At 66.7% G+C, this 17,622-nt stretch carries 18 protein-coding genes and 1 tRNA gene; 5 read left to right on the top strand and 14 right to left on the bottom strand.

Annotation, left to right across the window (positions count from 1 at the left end):
* Window positions 1-141: 141 nt before the first annotated feature.
* From rlmH to ACSLUQ_RS13640, 10 genes are all read right to left on the bottom strand, one after another.
* On the bottom strand, window positions 142-627 hold the full coding sequence (gene rlmH, locus ACSLUQ_RS13685; RefSeq protein ID WP_417771970.1) for a 23S rRNA (pseudouridine(1915)-N(3))-methyltransferase RlmH: 486 nt from the start codon (window positions 625-627) through the stop codon (window positions 142-144).
* A 192-nt stretch (window positions 628-819) separates the two neighbouring features.
* A complete protein-coding gene (gene rsfS / locus ACSLUQ_RS13680; protein WP_417771971.1) occupies window positions 820-1,230 on the bottom strand; it encodes a ribosome silencing factor in 411 nt (136 codons plus the stop codon).
* A gap of 151 nt (window positions 1,231-1,381) precedes the next feature.
* Window positions 1,382-2,047 carry a nicotinate-nucleotide adenylyltransferase gene (locus tag ACSLUQ_RS13675; RefSeq protein WP_461808836.1) on the bottom strand — a complete coding sequence of 222 codons (666 nt, stop codon included), beginning with the start codon at window positions 2,045-2,047 and terminating at the stop codon, window positions 1,382-1,384.
* Between the two features lie 29 nt (window positions 2,048-2,076).
* A complete protein-coding gene (locus tag ACSLUQ_RS13670; protein WP_461808835.1) occupies window positions 2,077-3,366 on the bottom strand; it encodes a glutamate-5-semialdehyde dehydrogenase in 1,290 nt (429 codons plus the stop codon).
* On the bottom strand, window positions 3,359-4,576 hold the full coding sequence (gene proB / locus ACSLUQ_RS13665) for a glutamate 5-kinase (protein ID WP_417771974.1): 1,218 nt from the start codon (window positions 4,574-4,576) through the stop codon (window positions 3,359-3,361). Before proB ends, ACSLUQ_RS13670 begins: the two co-directional genes overlap by 8 nt.
* Window positions 4,577-4,645: 69 nt before the next feature.
* Window positions 4,646-5,689: a GTPase ObgE gene (obgE, locus tag ACSLUQ_RS13660; RefSeq protein ID WP_417771975.1), complete on the bottom strand. Its 1,044-nt coding sequence runs from the start codon at window positions 5,687-5,689 to the stop codon at window positions 4,646-4,648.
* A gap of 199 nt (window positions 5,690-5,888) precedes the next feature.
* Window positions 5,889-6,485: a GNAT family N-acetyltransferase gene (locus tag ACSLUQ_RS13655; RefSeq protein ID WP_461808834.1), complete on the bottom strand. Its 597-nt coding sequence runs from the start codon at window positions 6,483-6,485 to the stop codon at window positions 5,889-5,891.
* Window positions 6,467-7,087, bottom strand: a complete 621-nt coding sequence (locus ACSLUQ_RS13650) for a GNAT family N-acetyltransferase (RefSeq protein ID WP_417771977.1) — start codon at window positions 7,085-7,087, stop codon at window positions 6,467-6,469. Before ACSLUQ_RS13650 ends, ACSLUQ_RS13655 begins: the two co-directional genes overlap by 19 nt.
* A 137-nt stretch (window positions 7,088-7,224) precedes the next feature.
* Window positions 7,225-7,494: a 50S ribosomal protein L27 gene (rpmA, locus tag ACSLUQ_RS13645; protein WP_417771978.1), complete on the bottom strand. Its 270-nt coding sequence runs from the start codon at window positions 7,492-7,494 to the stop codon at window positions 7,225-7,227.
* A gap of 75 nt (window positions 7,495-7,569) precedes the next feature.
* Window positions 7,570-8,187: a 50S ribosomal protein L21 gene (locus tag ACSLUQ_RS13640; protein WP_417771979.1), complete on the bottom strand. Its 618-nt coding sequence runs from the start codon at window positions 8,185-8,187 to the stop codon at window positions 7,570-7,572.
* 637 nt (window positions 8,188-8,824) lie between these two features.
* On the opposite strand from ACSLUQ_RS13640, the gene ACSLUQ_RS13635 reads away from it, so the two are divergent.
* Window positions 8,825-8,914 (top strand) — tRNA-Ser (locus ACSLUQ_RS13635).
* Window positions 8,915-9,000: 86 nt separating this feature from the next.
* On the opposite strand, the gene ACSLUQ_RS13630 is transcribed toward ACSLUQ_RS13635, so the two are convergent.
* The 4 genes from ACSLUQ_RS13630 to ACSLUQ_RS13615 are packed head-to-tail and all read right to left on the bottom strand — an operon-like array spanning window position 9,001 to window position 13,220.
* Window positions 9,001-9,798, bottom strand: coding sequence for an IclR family transcriptional regulator (locus tag ACSLUQ_RS13630; RefSeq protein WP_417771980.1), 798 nt, complete (start codon window positions 9,796-9,798; stop codon window positions 9,001-9,003).
* A gap of 49 nt (window positions 9,799-9,847) precedes the next feature.
* Complete coding sequence (locus ACSLUQ_RS13625; RefSeq protein ID WP_417771981.1) at window positions 9,848-10,753, bottom strand: DMT family transporter; 906 nt, start codon at window positions 10,751-10,753, stop codon at window positions 9,848-9,850.
* On the bottom strand, window positions 10,746-12,455 hold the full coding sequence (locus tag ACSLUQ_RS13620) for an FAD-dependent oxidoreductase (protein ID WP_461808833.1): 1,710 nt from the start codon (window positions 12,453-12,455) through the stop codon (window positions 10,746-10,748). Before ACSLUQ_RS13620 ends, ACSLUQ_RS13625 begins: the two co-directional genes overlap by 8 nt.
* 12 nt (window positions 12,456-12,467) lie before the next feature.
* A complete protein-coding gene (locus tag ACSLUQ_RS13615) occupies window positions 12,468-13,220 on the bottom strand; it encodes an SDR family NAD(P)-dependent oxidoreductase (protein ID WP_417771983.1) in 753 nt (250 codons plus the stop codon).
* Between the two features lie 210 nt (window positions 13,221-13,430).
* On the opposite strand from ACSLUQ_RS13615, the gene ACSLUQ_RS13610 reads away from it, so the two are divergent.
* The 4 genes from ACSLUQ_RS13610 (at window position 13,431) to ACSLUQ_RS13595 (ending at window position 17,612) form a co-directional block, all read left to right on the top strand.
* Complete coding sequence (locus tag ACSLUQ_RS13610) at window positions 13,431-14,471, top strand: TRAP transporter substrate-binding protein (RefSeq protein ID WP_417771984.1); 1,041 nt, start codon at window positions 13,431-13,433, stop codon at window positions 14,469-14,471.
* 194 nt (window positions 14,472-14,665) lie between these two features.
* Window positions 14,666-15,253, top strand: a complete 588-nt coding sequence (locus ACSLUQ_RS13605) for a TRAP transporter small permease subunit (RefSeq protein ID WP_461808832.1) — start codon at window positions 14,666-14,668, stop codon at window positions 15,251-15,253.
* Between the two features lies 1 nt (window position 15,254).
* The gene (locus ACSLUQ_RS13600) at window positions 15,255-16,589 is read left to right on the top strand and encodes a TRAP transporter large permease (RefSeq protein WP_461808831.1); all 1,335 of its coding nucleotides are present in this window, start codon (window positions 15,255-15,257) and stop codon (window positions 16,587-16,589) included.
* Window positions 16,590-16,661: 72 nt separating this feature from the next.
* The gene (locus ACSLUQ_RS13595) at window positions 16,662-17,612 is read left to right on the top strand and encodes an MBL fold metallo-hydrolase (protein ID WP_417771987.1); all 951 of its coding nucleotides are present in this window, start codon (window positions 16,662-16,664) and stop codon (window positions 17,610-17,612) included.
* The last annotated feature ends 10 nt before the right edge of the window (window positions 17,613-17,622 follow it).

The following is a 17,622-nucleotide window of genomic DNA, read 5'->3' as shown; positions in this document are numbered from 1 at the left end:
CCCCAGCTTGGTTAACGAAGCGTCAACCCTAACGAAAGGTAAACCGTTTAATCCTGCCTGCAAGGCAAGGCGTAGACGAGAAATGGGGCGGAATACGGGCAGTATTGCAAGGGCTGCGGCCGGTACTTGCTGTCGGCCGGCTCAGCCACCGCGATGATAGGGATGACCGGAGAGGATGGTGGCCGCGCGGTAGATCTGCTCCGCGATGAGGCCGCGCACGATCTGGTGAGGCCAGGTCATCGGCCCGAGCGCCAGCACCAGACGCGCTGCGTCGACCAGCGCGGAACCATGTCCGTCGGGCCCGCCGATCACAAAAGCGAGATCGGCCGTGCCCGCGTCGCGCAGGTCGGCGACCCGGGATGCGAAATCCTCGCTCGACATGGTTTTGCCGGTCTCGTCGAGCGCGACGATCACCGCGCCTGCCGGCAGCGCGGCAAGAAGCGCGCGCGCTTCCTCCGCCTTGCGGTCGGCGGCGCGCTGGGCACGCGATTCCGGCAGCTCGATCATCTCAAGCGGGCCGAGCGACACGCCGCGCCCGCCCTTGGTGACGCGCTCGCTGTAGCGGGAGAAAAACTCGCGCTCCGGCCCGGCTTTCAGTCGGCCGATGCAGGCGATGTGAAGACGCATCAAGGCTCCGTCGGGATTGGTTTGCGCGCCCGCGCCAAAGGAGAAGGCGACGACACGCGGGCCGCTGCACCCGCGGTGCGCTTCCTCGTCCAGGAGGTCGCCCGGCCGTTTGGCCCGCCGACTCCGTTCGCCGGTCGCGTTCGACCGGCGAACCGCCTGTTCCGGTTGTTTGCCGCGCCTGCTTCGGGCGCGTCAGCCCGCGTAGTGCACCGGTGCCGTCATGTCCGCCGACCACATCTTCTCGATGTTGTAGAAGGCGCGCACTTCCGGGCGGAAGACGTGAACGATCACGTCTCCGGCGTCGATCAGCACCCAGTCACACTGGGGTGCGCCCTCGACCTGGGCGGTGCCGTGGCCGGCCTCCTTGAGGTCGCGGGCAAGGTGATCGGAGATCGCGCCCACATGACGGTGGGAGCGGCCCGAGGCCACGATGACCTGATCGGCCATCGAGGACTTGCCCGTGATGTCGATGGTGACGATCTCTTCCGCCTTGGAATCCTCCAAGGAGGCGAGGACGGTTTCGAGCAGGCTTGCACGCTGATGCGTGCCGGCTGCTGCGGGGTGAGGTGTGGCGCTGGTCGCCCCCTCGCTCTCAAAGGTCATGTTCAGACGTATAGCCTTTCGTGCCGTTCGTCGGCTCCATCCATCGGCGGCCTGCTCGAGGCTGTCGCGGCACGGATCCGGTACACCGGTTCGCGCGCATGCGCGACTCTGCCGGTGTCAGTGTATAGAGTGACGTTGCTTTGCAGCGTTTTCAAGACTTGGCGGTTTTCTCTTGTCCGAGAGCCTTTCCGTTGCGTTTCCGGGCCTGCCGGATCTGTGTTGACGAAGCGGCATCCCGGGGGCCGTGGAGGAACACCCAGGCCGGCGGGGCGACCTGTGCGAGAAGGCCGGCGTCGCGCTCGGGCATGCGACAAGCGGCAAAGCTCTGGGCCATCGGCGACCAGAGCGGTGCAAGCGTTGCTCCGGGGCGGTCGATGACGGCGACGGGCACTTCCCCAAGAATTCCGCGCCAGTCCTGCCAGCGGTGGAAGCCGGAGAGATTGTCCGCGCCCATGATCCAGACGAAGGAGAGGCGCGGGCGCATCTGCTTCAGCCGGGCGATGGTGCGCGCGCTGTAGCTCGAGCCAAGACCTGCTTCCAGCGCGGTGACCTTCATGCGCGGATGCTTCGCCAGGGTCTTGACGTCGGCGATGCGCGCCTCGAGAGAAGCGAGTTCGCCGTGGTCTTTCAGCGGGTTGCCCGGCGTCACCAGCCACCAGACCTGATCCAGGCCCAGCCGCTTCAGCGCGATCTCGGCAACCAGACGGTGGCCCGAGTGCGCCGGGTTGAAGGAGCCGCCGAACAGCCCGATAGCGTTGCCCGGTTCCGCGTGCGGGATGCGCAGGGCCTGCGCCCCGTCCCGAAGGGCAGCCGTCATCCCGGCACCGGCATGCGCGCGGTTTCCATTCAGGCCCGCACCTGTCCGGTGCCGCGCACCCGGTACTTGAAACTGGTGAGCTGTTCCACGCCGACCGGTCCGCGCGCGTGCATCCGGCCCGTGGCGATGCCGATTTCCGCCCCCATGCCAAACTCGCCGCCATCGGCGAACTGGGTCGAGGCGTTGTGCGTGAGGATCGCCGAATCGACCTGTGCGAAGAACTGTTCCGCCGCCGCCTGATCGCTCGTGACGATGCCATCGGTGTGGTGGGACCCATAGGTCTCGATATGGTCGATAGCGGCGTCAAGGTCGTCGACGATTCGCACCGAAACGATTGCGTCGAGGTATTCCGTCCGCCAATCCTCCTCGCTTGCCGGCACTGCGCCGGGGAAGCGGGCGCAGACTTCCGCGTCGCCACGGATCTCGCAGCCGGCCTCGGCAAGCGCGGCACAGATCGGCACGAGATGGGTGTTGGCGACGGCCTGCTCGACCAGCAGCGTCTCCATTGAGCCGCAGATGCCGGTGCGCCGCATCTTGGCGTTGCGGGCGATTGAAACCGCCATGTCGAGATCCGCCGCCGCGTCGATGACCAGATGGCAGAGGCCCTCGAGATGGGCGAAGACCGGCACGCGCGCTTCGCTCTGGACGCGGGCGACGAGGCTCTTGCCGCCGCGCGGGACGATCACGTCGAGTGCGCCGTCGAGCCCCTTGAGCATCTCCCCGACGGCGGCGCGGTCGGCGAGCGGAACGATCTGGATGGCGTCTTCCGGCAGTCCGGCCGCCGCAAGGCCGCGCACGAGCGCCGCGTGGATGGCGAGGTTCGAACGGATGGTGTCCGAGCCGCCGCGCAGGATGACCGCGTTGCCGGCCTTGAGGCAGAGCGCGCCGGCATCTGCTGTCACGTTCGGCCGGCTTTCGTAGATGACGCCGATGACGCCGAGCGGCGTGCGCACGCGCTCGATCCGCAGGCCGTTCGGCCGTTCCCAGGATGCTGTCACCTCACCGACCGGATCGGCAAGCGCTTCGATTGCCTCGAGCCCGGCGGCAATGGCCTCGACGCGCTCGTCCGTCAGCGTGCCACGGTCGAGGTAGGCCTCGGTCTGGCCGTTCGCCGTCATCGCGCCGATATCCTCGGCGTTGGCCGAAAGGATTTCGGCGCGCGCGGCGCGTACTTCCGCCGCCATTGCCTTGAGAGCTGCGTTTTTCTGCGCGGCCGGAAGGGTCGCGAGCCGGCGTGCCGCCTTGCGCGCGCGTTTGCCCATGTCGTGCATCAGCGTGGCAATGTCTGTCGCTGCCTGTTGCGTTGCCCGATCAAGCATGGCTGCTGTCCCCTTCCGTCTCGTCGCCGGCTGTATTGTCATGCGTGTCGTTTGCCGGCAAGTTTCCGAGCGTGCGATCGCTTAGCACGAGATCGTCGCGATGTACCATTTCCGCGCGCCCGGCATGTCCCAGGATGGCCTCGATCTCGCGGCTGTTGCGGCCGACCAGAAGCCTGGCCTCAGGATGATCGTAGGCGACAAGGCCGCGGCCGATGTCGCGGCCGTCGGGATCGACGATCCTGACCGCATCGCCGCGCGAGAACTCGCCGTCGACGCCGCGCACGCCGGCGGGAAGCAGGCTCTTGCCGGAAATCACCGCCTGGATCGCGCCGGCGTCGAGCTGGAGCGCGCCGCGCGGCTCCAGGTGTCCGCCGATCCACGCCTTGCGCGCGTTTGCCGGTGTCGAGCGGGCAGCGAACCAGGTCGCGCGTCCGCCGTCCTCGATGGCGCGCAACGGATTGAGCGCCTTGCCGCTGGCAATCGCCATTTCGGTTCCCGCCGAGGTCGCGATCTTGGCCGCGTCGATCTTCGTGCGCATGCCGCCGCGCGACAGTTCCGATCCCGCCGCCCCGGCCATCGCCTCGATCTCGGCGGTGACGGCCGCGACCTCGGGCAGGAAAACCGCCAGCGGGTCGTTCGCCGGTGGCGCCGTGTAGAGACCGTCGACATCGGACAGCAGCACAAGACAGTCGGCGCTGGCCATTGTCGCGACGCGCGCGGCCAGTCGGTCATTGTCGCCGTAGCGGATCTCCGACGTCGCCACCGTGTCGTTCTCGTTGACGATCGGCACTGCGCTCAGCTTCAGCAGCGTGTCCAGCGTCTCGCGTGCGTTGAGGTAACGCCGGCGCTCCTCCGTGTCGCCGAGGGTCAGGAGCACCTGGCCGGCGATAAGCCCGCGCGCGCCGAGCGCTTCGGCGTAGGCGCGCGCCAATGCGATCTGCCCGACCGAGGCGGCCGCCTGTGCTTGCTCGAGCTTGAGCGCCCCGCGCGGCAGCGACAGCACGCCCCGCCCCAGCGCGATGGCGCCGGACGAGACGACGATGATCTCGGCACCGGCGCGCGACAGCATGGCGAGATCGTCGGCCAGCGCATCGAGCCAGGCACGCTTCAGCTTGCCGTTTTCGACGAGCAGCGCCGAGCCGATCTTGACGACGATGCGCCTGTAGCGGGAAAGCCGGCCGGCGGCCGCGCGGGAGGAGGGGACGGACATGGACGTTTCACTTCGAAATGGCGCCCGTGGCCAGGCGCGAGAGACTTGGGAACTCCGGTGGCGCGGCCGTTATGGCCGCCATTGATCGGCTGGCACCGATGGCACGGAATTCGCCTCGTCCTCGCGGTCCTTGTCGATCGCGCGCTGGATCATGCGCAGGGTCCGGTCGATGTTCTCGCCGCTCGCGGAGGAAATCAGGATCGGCTTCTGGCCGCAGGCCGCCTCTAGCGCCGCAGCCTTCTCCTCGCGTGTTTCGGGGTCGAGCGCATCGACCTTCGAGAGCGCCACGACCTCGGGCTTTTCGTCGAGGCCGTTGCCATAGGCGGCGAGCTCGCCGCGCACCACGCGGTAGGCCTCGGCCGGGTCGTCCTGGGTGCCGTCGACCAGATGCAGCAGCGTGCGGGTGCGCTCCACATGGCCGAGGAACCGGTCGCCGAGACCGACGCCGTCATGGGCACCCTCGATCAGGCCGGGAATGTCGGCGATGACGAAGCCGCGTCCGTCGATCTCGCAAACGCCGAGGTTGGGATGAAGCGTGGTGAAGGGGTAGTCCGCGATCTTCGGCCGGGCGGCGGAGACAGCCGCCAGGAAGGTCGACTTGCCTGCGTTCGGCATGCCGACGAGCCCCGCGTCGGCGATCAGCTTCAGCCGCAGCCAGATCCACTTCTCCTCGCCCTCCAGGCCCGGATTGGCATGGCGCGGAGCCTGGTTGGTCGAGGACTTGAAATGGGCATTGCCGAAACCGCCGTTGCCGCCCTTGAGCAGCAACAGGCGCTCGCCCACGCGGGTCATGTCGGCAAGGACCGTGTCATTGTCCTCCTCGAGGATCTCGGTTCCCACCGGTACCCTCAACAACACGTCGTCGCCCTTGGCGCCGGTGCGGTTGCGGCCCATGCCATGCATTCCGGTCTTGGCCTTGAAATGCTGGTGGTAGCGGAAGTCGATCAGCGTATTGAGCCCGTCGACGCATTCGACGAAGACGTCGCCCCCGCGTCCGCCGTCGCCGCCGTCGGGGCCGCCGAACTCGATGTACTTCTCGCGGCGGAACGAGACCGCTCCCGCCCCGCCGTCGCCGGACCGGACGTAGATCTTCGCCTGGTCGAGGAATTTCATGTGTTGTTCCGTTCGCGTCTTTCGCCGTCGGCGATCAAAGAGGGGGAGGCCGTCGCGGTCAAGCCGCGCCGGCCCGGCGGCGCCCGTCCGGGGCCACCTTCGATATCGTGTCTCGTGCCGCGCGCCCGTGAAGACGCCGGAAGGCAAAGGCAATAGCCGATCACCGGGCTTTCGTCCAATGCCGCCGGTGTGTCCGGCCTCAGGCGGCCGCCGCCGGCCGCGCGAAGGCGTTCCGGTCGCAGCGCATCACCAGGCTTTCCTTCTCGTGCCCGAGCGGCCTGGACCAGCTCGTCATGTGTCCGGCCTGGCGGAAGCCGAGCCTGGCGAGAAGCCGCTGCGAGCGCGGATTGTCCGTGAACACCCGCGCCGCAAGGGCTTGCACGCCACCGGCCTCGAACGCCCATTCGCAGGCCGCCGCGACCGCTTCCGTGCCGTAGCCAAAGCCCTGGAAGGGACGTCCGATCCAGTAGCCGATGCTGGGACCGGCCGGTGTGTCCGGCAAGAGCTTCTCCGCCGAGATCGCGACCACGCCGATCATCACGCCGCCGAGCGTGATCGCGAAATCCGCTTTCCCGCCAACTGGATCGGCAAGAGTTGCCTGCGCGAGATAGGCTTCGCTCGCACCGTCCTCATAGGGCCATGAGGGAGAGGTTAGCCAGCGAACCACCTCGAAATCGCGGCCGCACAGGGCCTCGACCGCCGCTGCGTCCGCAAGCGCGAGCGGGCGCAGGACGAGACGTCGGGTCGTCAGCGCCAGCGCCGCCGCCCCGGGCTCCGTCAGGCGTGTTCCAGACATGTGTCTCTCCCCCACTGCTTGAGGGCACGCCAGGTGCTGCGTTCCAGCAGGAAGCGGTCGACGGGAACCGGTCCGCCGGCGCCTCTCGACACCATCATGCCCTGGTCGGCATACTGGAAGCCGCACTTGACGAGGACGCGCCGTGAGGCGGGGTTCGTCACCCGCGCCGCGCCCGCCAGCCGTTCCGCCGGTGTCTTTGCGAAGACGAAATCGACGACCGCATGGGCGGCTTCGGTGGCGTAGCCCTGACCCCAGAACGGCTCGCCGATCCAATAGCCCAGATGCATTGGGCCGTCGTCGTCGAGGGGCCCGAAGCCGGCCGTGCCAATGAACCGGCCGGTCGATTTCAGGCGGATTGCGAAGCGGGCTCCCAGAGCCGAGCTGTGGGCCGCGTTGGCCACGAAATTGCGGCCGTCGGCAAGCGTGAAGGGGTGGGGGAGGCTCTTGACCATCGTTGCGATACGACGGTTGTTGGCGAGAAAGACGATGTCTGCGATGTCGTCCGGGCGCGGCATATCGAGCCGCAGCCGGTCGGTTTCCTGCGGCAACACTGCCGCCTCCAGACTCTCGTCGTCTAAGCTATCCTCAAGATCCGCAACCATGGTGTTCTCCGGCGATCGGCATGAAAAAAGGGGGAGATGGCGACCCATCTCCCCCTCGATCTCTCGCGATCGTGCCGGTTCTTGATCAAACCGCCGGGTCGATGGGACGCCGGCGGGTTACAAGAAACACGTCGGCGTTACTCTGCTGCGTCTACGAGTGGCGTGACGGAAATATACGTTCGCTTGTTGGCTTTCGCCTGGAACGTCACGGCGCCCTCGATGACTGCAAAGATCGTATGATCCTTGCCCATGCCGACGCCCGTGCCCGGATGCCACTTCGTGCCGCGCTGGCGCGCGATAATGTTGCCCGGAATGACGCTCTCGCCACCGAACTTCTTGATACCGAGGCGGCGGCCGGCGGAATCGCGGCCGTTACGGGACGAGCCACCTGCTTTTTTATGTGCCATGACGAAACTCCTCGTCGAATGTCTCTGTGCGTGTCGAAGGAAAGACGCGCCGTTTCCGGTACGCGCCGCAGCCGATTACTTGGCTGCGAGTTCCTTCGCCTGCTCGACCCAGTTGTCGCGATCGATACGGCCCTTGAACGAAAGGGCGTCGTCGACGCGGGCGATGTCCTCGGCCGTGAAGGCCTCGATCTGGGCATAGGTCGTGATGCCGAGAGCGTTGAGCTTCTTCTCGAGCACCGGACCGACGCCGGAAATCTTCTTCAGGTCGTCCGCCGCGCCCTGGGGAGCGGTGAACAGCACCGGCAGATCAGCCTCGGCGGTCTCGGCCTTGGCGGCTTCGGCCTTCGGAGCGGCCTTCTTCTTCGCGGCCGGCTTGGCGCCACCGGTCAGAATGTCGGTGATCTTCACCAGCGTCACGCTCTGACGATGGCCGTTGCGGCGGCGCGAATTCTGGCGGCGACGCTTCTTGAAGATGATGATCTTGCGCGTGCGGGCCTGGTCGACGACCTCGCCCACGACGCTCGCGCCCTCGACGAGGGGAACGCCGATCATGGTGTCGGTCTCGCCGCCAACCATGAGCACTTCGTCAAAGGTCACCGTCTCGCCCGGCTCGCCGGCAAGCTTCTCGATCTTCAGCACGTCATCCTGGGCAACGCGGTACTGCTTGCCGCCCGTCTTGATCACTGCGAACATGTCTCGCACGTCCTTCTTTTCGTTTTCTGGTTTCAGTCGGCATCTGCATGCTCCGGTCCCGCTTTCGGGAGATCGGAAGGCATGAGGCCGGCCGGCCCGCAACTCGTACCCTGTGGCGCCCCTGGCCGGTCGGGAAGACCCGTTCCGGGAGGGGACTTTGGGAAGGTCCACAAGACCGCCGGCGTGTCCGGCCGGGCACCCTCATAAGGGAAAGCCGGCGCGGCCTGCGCTTGCGGTCGAACGTGGACCCTACCGTCCATCGCCCGCGCGCTGTCTCCTGACGGAGACGTCGGTTGCGGTGGGCTGGAGGGCGGCGAAAAGCCTCGGGCGACGACATGAGGGTTTACACCCCCTTTTGCGAAGCAGCGCGACTATACGGATCCATCTTTCAAAGTCAATTGCGCGCGCGCTGAAATCTGCCCTTTCGCGCCGGGCTCCGCATCGCTGGGAAAGGGCGCGCTCCCGCGCTTTAACGCCCTGTCCGGTCTGGTAAAAACGGATGTTGCGGCGAATGCTCCGGACGATCCCGCAGCGCCTTGGCGACAAAGCTCTGGAAAATTATCGACCTCCCCCTTGTGCCCTGCTCCGGTCTTCGTTATGTAGCCTTCCACTCGAGACCACGACATCTCGTCTATGCGGAGAGGTGCCGGAGTGGTTGAACGGGGCGGTCTCGAAAACCGTTGAGCGCGCAAGCGTTCCGAGGGTTCGAATCCCTCTCTCTCCGCCAATTTCCCTTTTTTTGACAGATGTCAGGCCCGGCGCGCGTCAAGCGCGCGGGCGATGCCGCGTGGCTGTCCCGAGCAATTTCCCGATTCAGTCTTGCGGAAAATACCCAAGATCTGCCGACAGCTTCGCGGTGAACGCGGTGAGCTGCGGGATCGCGCTGCCCTCGGGGCGCAGGTCGATGGTCGGGCTTGGGCCGATCAGCGTCACGCCGAGCTGCAGCGTGCCGGTGTGGTCGAACACCGGGGCGGCCACGGCGCTGACACCGGGGATCGGGATGTCGACCGTCGTCTCGAAGCCCTGCGCGCGGATCGTCTCGAGCCTGGCGCGGAACCAGGGCTCGTCGATGCGATAATGCGCGCTCTGGGACCGGTCGAGCGCGGCGAATTCCGCCCGGATCATCTCGTCGGTGCGCGCCGCGGGCAGGAAGGCGGCAAAAAGCCGGCCCGTCGCCGTCAGGCTGAGCTGAAAGATGTTGCCGGGGCGTACGTAGGAATGGATCAGCTTCGGGCTGTCGCGCACATAGACGATGGTGGTTCCGTGCGCCCCCCAGACCGAGATCGCGACCATGAGCTCCGTCGCCTCGGACAGTTCGCCGATGCGGCGAATGGTTTCCGGATAGGCGTCCTGCCCGCGCAACCGGGCAAGGCCCAGCTCCAGCGCGAAGGGACCGAGCGTATAAAGAGCGCCCTCGATCTGCTCGACCATGTCGGTGTTGCGCAGGCTGACCAGATAGGGATGAAGCTGCGAGGGGGCGATGCCGGTGGCGTCGCTGAGCTCGCGCAGCTTCATCGGTCGCACGTTGCGGGCGAATGCACGCAGAATGGCCCCGGCCGTTTCCACGGTCTGGACGCCGCGCTGGGGCTTGGCAGGTTTTTGTGCGCTCATTCGTTCGTCCGTTCTGCGCCCGTGCGCGTGCCCGTTTCGGGTCAGATACCTAGCGACTGGGTCGGGGGCGCGCAATCTCGCCTTTCAGGTCAAGCGAGATAGCAAGTCCCAGTGTCGCCAGGAGCACGCTTGCCCATTGCAGCGGCCCGGGCCAGACGCCCGCGAAGGGGATCGCCATGAGCACCGCCGTCGGCGGCACCAGCGCCGAGAACAGTGCCGCGCGCCCCGCGCCGAGCCGCAAGACGGTTGCCGCCTGGATCATGAACGCGAGCGCTCCGCCGATGACCCCCTGGAAGACGGCCTGCGCCATCCATTGGCCCGCCGGCAAGTCGGGTACGCCGCCCTGAATCAGCCACACCGGGCCGTAGGCGATCAGCGACACCGTTGCGATGCCGGCGGTCGTGCGAACCGGATCGAGACGCCAGCGGCCCATGGCGAAGACGTAGCACCCCCAGAGTGTGCCGGAGGCGATGAAACACAGGTCGCCGACGAGGACCGAAAGCCCTTCGGTCTTTGGCGGAGGCGCATCGAGCGCGATGGCGACGAGCCCGGCCAGCAAGATGGCGATGCCGAGAAGGCGGTTGCCGCTCGGCCATTTGCGGCCGGTCAGATGCACCAGGGCATTGGCTGTCAGCATCGAGAAAGCGGGACTGATCACGACCGCGTGGCTGAGCGGGGCATGCTGGAAGCCGGCGTTCAGCAACAGCGAGAAACCGGGGCCGACGAGCGCGGCAAGCACGAGAACCTTGCCGAGCGGAGGCTGCTGCGCGCCGCGTGCGAACACCAGCACCGGCAGGAGCAGCAGGGCTGCGACGCCGAAACGCAGAACTGTCAGGTCTGACGGCCGGAACCCGGCCGCCTGGCCGAGTTCCGATCCGACGTTGAAGACCCCCCAGGCAAGCGAGGCGGCGCAGCCGAGCGCGACGCCTCCCGCCAGTCCGTTCCTGTCAGTCATTCGCTCCGGCCATGTGGCGCGCGGCGATCCAGCCGAACGTGAGCGCGGGGCCGAGCGTGATGCCGCCGCCGGGATAGTTGCCGCCCATGATCGAGGCCGCATCGTTGCCGGCCGAATAGAGACCGGGGATCGGCCGGCCGGCCTCATCCAGAACCTGTGCGTTCTCGTTGGCCTTGAGGCCCGCGAAGGTGCCAAGGTCGCCGACATAAAGGCGAACGGCGTAATAGGGGCCGTTCTCGAGCGGTGCCAGGCACGGATTCGGCCCGTGGTCGGGATCGCCCAGCGAGCGGTTGTAGCTCGTCGTGCCCTTGCCGTACTCGGTGTCCTCTCCGCGCTTGGCGTCCGGGTTGAAGCGGGCGACGGTGCGTTCCAGTTCAGCCGGATCGGCGCCGATCTGGCGGGCGAGATCGGCGAGCGTCTTGCCCTCGATCAGGTAGCCGTCACGGATGTGCTTGGAGAAGGGGACCGGGGACGGCTTGGCGAAGCCGAGGCCGTACTTGCGGAAGGCGCGGTGGTCGGTGACGAACCAGGCGGCGATTTCCGCCTCCTCGCCGCCTTCCTCCCGGCAACGCTTCACCATCGCCTGGCAGAAGTCGTGGTAGCTGTTGGCCTCGTTGACGAAACGGCGGCCGGACCGGGTGATGGCGATGACGCCCGGCTTCGAGCGGTCGACGAAATGCGGGAAGGTGCCGAGCGTGCCGTCGCCGCGCGGCGGCCGCGAGATCGGCACCCAGGCGGCGGAATGGGGCAGGGAGGTGTCGACGGAAGCGCCGACGCTCTCGCCGAGCCGCAGTCCGTCGCCGGTGTTGCCCGGAGGCGCCGGCGAGACATGCTCATAGCCCGAGGGCGAATGCGGCATCAGCTCCTTGCGGCGCACCGGATCCTGCGGGAAGCCGCCGGCCGCCAGCACCACGCCCTTCGACGCATAGACCTCGACAGGGCCATCCGGCTTGTCGATGCGTGCTCCGATCACCCGGCCTTTGTCGTCGCGCAGGAGCTGGCGCACGGGGGCGGAGGTCCAGATCGGCACGCCCTTGTCGAAGGCCGATTTCGCCAGCCGTGCCACAAGCGCATTGCCATTCATCAGCCGCATCGGCCGTCCGTGGAAGGCCATGTCGCGCAGGAACTTCAGGAACAGCTTGGCGACATAGAAGGCGGAGACCGGCGAGCGCGTCACATTGAAGAAATGCAGCAGCTCCTTGCCGGAGCCGATCATCATGCCGAGGAAGGTGATTTCCTGCAGCGGCGGGCGCAGACGGCGGATTTCGGGTCCCAGCTCCCGGCCGTCGAAGGGGCGCGCTACGATCGAGCGGCCGCCGTCCATGCCGCCGGGCGCGGTCGGGTGATAGTCTGCGAAGAACGGGCCGAGGTCGAACTGCAGCGATGTCTCGCTCTCGAAGAAATCGACCGCCTTGGGGCCGGAATCCAGGAACGCGGCCACGCGCGCGGCGTCGAAATGCGCGCCGGTCTCGTGCTTCAGGTAGGTCAGCGCCTTCTCCGCGCTGTCGTCGACGCCCGCACGCCGGGCCGGCGCATTGCAGGGGATCCACATCCAGCCGCCGGAGCGGGCGGTGGTGCCGCCAAAGACCGGCTCCTTCTCCGCCACGATGACGTTCAGCCGGCGATGCGCGGCGGAAACCGCCGTCGCGAGGCCGCCAGCGCCGGAGCCGACGACCAGCACGTCAGTGTCGATACGCTTCATTTCAGTCTCCCTTCAGGCGGCCAGATAGCCGCCGTCGACCGGCAGCAGCGCTCCGGTCACGTAGCTCGATGCATCGGATGCGAGGAAAAGAACCGGTCCCACCAGTTCCTCCGGCTTGCCGGGCCGTTTCATCGGCGTGTGCGCCATGAAACGGTTGATCGCTTCCGGGTTCTGTCGCGTCACCACGGTCATCGGCGTCTCGATGACGCCGGGCGCGATCGCGTTGACGCGGATGCCGTCGGCGGCAAGGTCGTGGGCCAGGGCCTTGGTCATCTGCAGCACGGCGCCCTTGGAGGCCGCATAGGCGGTCTGGCCGGGGCCGGCCGAGACGGACATGATCGAGGCGATGTTGACGATCCGGCCGCGCGTGGCGCGCAACTGGGGCAGAAAGGCGCGGATCATCTGGATCGTGCCGGTGGCATTGACCGACATGATCGCCTGCCAGTCGGCGGGAAAACTCTCCGCGTCGGGCGGCGTGCGGCGGATGATGCCGGCATTGTTGACAAGGATCGCGGCGCCACCGAGCTCGGCCTCGACCCTGCCTGCGGCCGCCGCGCAACCCGCCTCGTCAGAAATATCTAGTTCGATGGCAATTGCGGTGCCGCCGGCGGCTGTGATCTCGGCGACCACTTCGGCCAGCGCTTCGACCTTGATATCGCAGCAGGCGACTCGCGCTCCGGCGGCGGCGAGCCCCAGGGCAATCGCTTTGCCGTTGCCCTGGGCAGCGCCGGTAACTACCGCTGTTTGTTGGGAAATTCCCTTCATCTTTCCTCCCTTCCCGTTTCCGGGGAGTGCATTCCTGTTCGGCTTGCTCGGCCGCCAACATGGATAAAGAATTTGTATCTTGCAAATGAATTTGAATATATCTAACACTGGAAATCGTCGGGGGGACGGTGCACCCTCCGCAAAATGCCGGAGGGCGACACGCCCCGGCCCATGCCCCGCGGGAGGCGGGAGCGGATAGGGAGGATATCAATGAAGCTGACCCTCACAGCGGCCCTGCTGGCCGCCACGACCTGCCTCGCGCTGCCGGCCACGGCGTCTGCGGAAAGCTATGATCTTCAGAGCGTCTTCGGCCTGAACACGCCGTCGATCGGTCCGAGCCCGCAGCTCTGGGCCGACCGTGTCGAGCGTGCCACCGATGGTGCGGTGAAGATCAAGGTGCATGGCGCCGGCGACTTCGTGCCGCCTTTCGAGGTGTTCGGCGCGGTGTCCTCGGGCGCTTTGCCGATGGGCTTCGACTGGATCGGTTACTGGGCGCAGCAGATTCCCGTCGCGAACCTGGTGGGCTCCATGCCCTTCGGCCCGAGCCCCGACGTGGCGCTCGGCTGGATGTTCGAGGGCGGTGGTCTGGAGATCATCCAGAAGGCCTATGACCCCTTCAACGTGAAGGTGTTGCCCTGCCATCTGGTCGGCGCCGAGGCCGGCGGCTGGTTCAACAAGGAGATTAACTCGGTTGACGATCTCAAGGGCCTGAACATGCGCATCGCCGGTCTCGGCGGTCTGACCATGGCCAAGCTCGGCGCCAACACGCAGCTCGTTCCCGCGGGTGAGATCTTCCTGTCGCTCGAGACCGGCCGCATCGACGCGGCGGAGTTCTCCGCGCCGCAGCTCGACATCGGCCTCGGCTTCCAGCGGGTGACGAAATACTACTACTTCCCGGGCTGGCATCAGCCGTCGAGCTGGGACAGCATCATCATCAACAAGGATGTCTGGAACGGCTTCGACGAGCGGACCCAGAAGATCATGGCCGATGCCTGCCAGGCCAACATCGCCTACAATCTGGGCAACCAGATCGATGCGCAGGCCGCCGCGATCGCCGAGATCCGCAAGGCCGGCGTCGAGGTGAAGCGCTTCCCCGACGAGGTGCTCCTCGCTCTGCGTGATGCCTCCAAGGAAGTCATGGCCGAGCAGGCCGCCGCGGATCCGATCTTCGCCGAGGCGCTGCAGTCGCTGAACGCGTATATGGACTCCGTCGGTGAGTGGAGCTCGCTGCAGGCCCTGCCGCCGCGCTGACCACGAGAAAGGGGCTGGCCGGTTCTCCGGCCGGCCCCTTTTGCCAACAGGACGCGCCCGCCCGTTCCAGCAGGATCGGGCGGGCCGCTGTCGGGAGAAGGAGTTCGGGCGATGCTGGCGCAAAGCGCCTGTCGCTGCGAAAAGAAACTCCGCTCCGCCGTGCGCTTTTCGCCCCTCTCGCCAAAGGACGCCCCATGCCACGCCTTTGTTCGCGCCTGATAGACCTGCTCTGCCTTCCCGGGCGCTGGGTCAGCTGGCTGACCCTGCCGCTCATTCTGGCGATCATCGTATCGGTCATCTCGGCGGCGGCCGGCGTGACGGTCCTGGCCGACTGGGACGGCACGCTTCCGATCCTGGGCAAGGCGCTCACGGTGAACACGCTGACCGACGTCCAGTGGTACATCTTCGCGCTCCTGGTGCTGTTCGGCGGCGTCTGGGCGCTGCGCGACGATGCACACGTCTCGGTCGACTTCCTGTCCCTGATGATGAGCCGGAAGCAGCGGCTCTGGGTGCGCGTCTTCGGCGATCTCGGCTTCCTGCTGCCCTTCAGCCTGATCATCTGCTGGTACGGCTATGGCTTCACGCAGACGGCGTTTCGCACCGGCGAGGGCTCGACCCAGGGCGGGCTCGACGCGCGCTGGATCATCAAGGCGGCCCTTCCCGTGTGCTTCGGCATGCTCGCCGTCTTCGGTGTCGTCAGGGGCATCGGCACGCTGATCTGGCTCGCCCGCGGCGGCCACGACGGCACCGGCGACAACGACACCACGACGAAAGGAGCCTGAGATGGGAGACTATGGCTGGCCCCTCCTCATGCTCGCGGGCCTCATCCTGGGGATCTTCTCCGGCTATCCGGTGGCTTTCGTCCTTGCCGGCATCGGCGTTCTCTTCGCCGTCCTGGCCGACGTGCCCATGCTGTTCCTGTCGATGGGCGTGCAGCGGATCTATTCGGGCACGCTGACCAACTGGCTTCTGGTCGCGATCCCGCTCTTCGTCTTCATGGGGCTGATGCTGGAACGCTCCGGCATCGCAGAGCGGCTGATGCGCTCGCTCGCCGCGCTGTTTCGCGGTATGCCCGGCGGCTACGCCTTCGCCGTGGCGATCATCGGCGTCATCATGGCCGCCTCCACCGGCATCATCGGCGCGTCGGTCGTGCTCATGGGCATGATGGCTATGCCGGCGATGCGCGAGGCGAACTACGACATGCGGCTCGCCTCCGGGCTGATCGCCTCTTCCGGCACGCTCGGGATCCTGCTGCCGCCGTCGATCATGCTGATCATCCTCGGCGACCAGATGCGGCTGTCGGTCGGTGACCTGTTCATGGGGGCGATCTATCCCGGGCTTCTGCTTTCGGGGCTCTACTTCCTCTATCTGCTTTCCATCGCCATCTTCGCCCCGCACCGCATGCCGCCGCCGGCGCGCCGGGAGGCGGTGCCCATCGGCCAGGCGCTGTGGAGCCTCGTGCGCGACCTGCTCGCGCCGATGCTGCTGATCCTCTCCGTTCTCGGCACGATCATCACCGGTATCGCCACGCCGACGGAATCCGCCGCCATCGGCGCCGCCGGCGCCCTGGTGCTTGCCTTCGTCTCAGGCGGCCTCAATTTCAGGGCGCTGCGCGATTCGCTGCACGACACCTGCAAGACCACGGCGATGATCGTCTTCGTGATGATTGGCGCGTCGATCTTCTCCGTCGTCTTCCGCCGGCTCGGCGGCGATGGCATGATCATCGACTTCTTCGACATCCACGAGAGCAATCCCTATTTCGTGCTCTTCATCGTGATGGCGCTGATCTTCGTGCTCGGCTTCTTCCTCGACTGGGTCGAGATCACCCTCGTGGTGGTGCCGATTGTCGCGCCGGTCGTTGCCGCGCTTGATTTCGGCCTGCCGTCGGACCAGGTGATGATCTGGTTCGCCATCGCGCTGGCGGTGAACCTGCAGACCTCGTTCCTGACGCCGCCCTTCGGCTATGCGCTGTTCTATCTGCGCGGGGTGGCGCCCGACCTGCCGATCTCGACGATCTACCGGGGCGTCACGCCCTTCGTCATCATCCAGATCATCGCGTTGTTGCTGGTGATCTTCTTCCCCGCCATCGTGCTCTCGCTGCCGATGAGCATGCGCTAGAGGCGGAACGACCCTCTCCGGGGCCCGTGCCAAACGCGGCCCGTGCCCCGGGAACCGAACAAAGGAGCAATCATGTCAAAGGCATTCGCGTCGCAAGGCGATCTTTCCGAAAAGAAGACGACCTTCACCGAAATCGGCGAAGGGCTCTATGCCTTCACCGCCGAGGGCGATCCGAACTCGGGCGTCATCATCGGCGACGACAGCGTCATGATCGTCGAGGCGCAGGCGACGCCGCGGCTTGCGCGCAAGGTCATCGAGGCGGTTCGCACCGTTACCGACAAGCCGATCAGCCATCTGGTGCTGACCCACTATCACGCCGTGCGCGTGCTCGGCGCCTCCGCCTATGGCGCCAACGAGATCATCATGTCCGACGCCGCCCGTGCCCAGGTGGTCGAGCGCGGTCAGGAGGACTGGGACAGCGAGTTCGGCCGGTTCCCGCGCCTGTTCCAGGGCCATGAGGAAATCCCGGGCCTGACCTGGCCGACCACCACCTTCAGCGATCGCATGACGGTCTGGCTCGGCAAGCGCCGCGTCGACATCATGCACCTCGGCCGCGCCCACACTGCCGGCGATGCGGTGATCTGGGTTCCCGATCAGGAGGTGATGTTCACCGGTGACATCGTCGAGTATCACTCCGCCTGCTATTGCGGCGACGGCCATTTCGCCGACTGGGGCTACACGCTGGACGCCATTCTCGATTTCGACCCGGCCTCGATCGCGCCGGGACGCGGCGACGCGCTGGTCGGCCGCGAGATGGTCGCAAAGGCGGTTGCCAACACCCGTGATTTCGTCGAGAGCACCTACAACGCCGTTGCGCGGATCGCCGCGCGCGGCGGCACGCTCGAGGAGGCGACGGCCGCTGTTCGCGCTGCCTGCGACCCCAAGTTCGGCGACTATGCGATCTATGAGCACTGCCTGCCGTTCAACATCGGCCGCGCCTGGGACGAGGCGCGCGGCGTCGAGACGCCGCGCATCTGGACCGCCGAGCGCGACCAGATGATGTGGAACATGGTCCAGAGCTGACACGGCTGTC

It is taken from the genome of Stappia sp. ICDLI1TA098, assembly GCF_054880955.1.
Note: the sequence above shows the minus strand (reverse complement) of the source record. Positions and strands in the feature narration are given on the sequence as shown.